The organism is Streptomyces griseorubiginosus (genome assembly GCF_001514195.1).
GTDB classification, from domain to species: Bacteria; Actinomycetota; Actinomycetes; order Streptomycetales; family Streptomycetaceae; genus Streptomyces; species Streptomyces griseorubiginosus.
The window spans coordinates 1-716 of the sequence record NZ_KQ948761.1; the positions used below are offsets into that span (position 1 = coordinate 1).

The following is a 716-nucleotide window of genomic DNA, read 5'->3' on the forward strand; positions in this document are numbered from 1 at the left end:
CCGGTGGCCTTGTTGACGGCGGTGTAGCGGGCCAGGACGACGACGTTCTCACCGTCGACGACATAGGTGTCGTCGTGGGCGGTCCAGCCCTCCCAGTCCTTGCCGAGCCGTTCCATCACGTTCGACGTGACCCCGTCGGGGGTGCGGTAGGTACCGGCCAGCGGGAAACCGGCCATCTCCGTCCACTCCACGTCCGGCGCCAGCGTGGCCCGCAGGGCCTCCAGGTCACCGGCCGCAGAAGCCAGGTACTGGCGGCGTACGACATCCGCGGGAGCGGTCGACGTGGCGAAGTCGCTCATGGTCAGCCCCACTTCATCTCGCCCTTGGCGACCTTCGCACCGATCTGCGCGGCGATCAGCATCCCGTTCTCGGGGTACCGCTTGACCAGCGCCTCCGTCAGAGCCGCACCGTCCGCCGCCTTGCCGAGTTCCTCCTCGAACGCCACCAGGTAGTCACGGGTGGCGGTGATCGCCGATGCGTCGGCGGCCGTGCCCGGCAGACGGTGCCCCGGCACCACCAGCTCCGGCTCCAGCGCGGCCATCTCGTCCAGCACACCGATCCAGGCGGCACGGTCGTCAGGGGTGGGCGTGTCCGCGACCCACACGTGCTCCTGCTGGAACAGCAGGACACCGCCGAGCAGGGCCCGGTGCTCGGCCTGCCACAGGTAGTGCCGGTCCGGCAGGCCCGCCGGGCCGCCCTTGAGCTCGAAGCGGTGG

The 716-nt window shown here is 70.7% G+C and carries 2 protein-coding genes; both read right to left on the reverse strand.

What is annotated here, in order from left to right; all coding sequences use genetic code 11:
• Positions 1-299, reverse strand: a 299-nt coding sequence (locus AQJ54_RS42925) for a nuclear transport factor 2 family protein (RefSeq protein WP_211278663.1), incomplete at its 3' end; no start/stop codon positions are given.
• Between the two features lie 2 nt (positions 300-301).
• Positions 302-716: MBL fold metallo-hydrolase (locus AQJ54_RS42930; RefSeq protein ID WP_346265496.1), on the reverse strand; the 415-nt coding region annotated here is incomplete at its 5' end.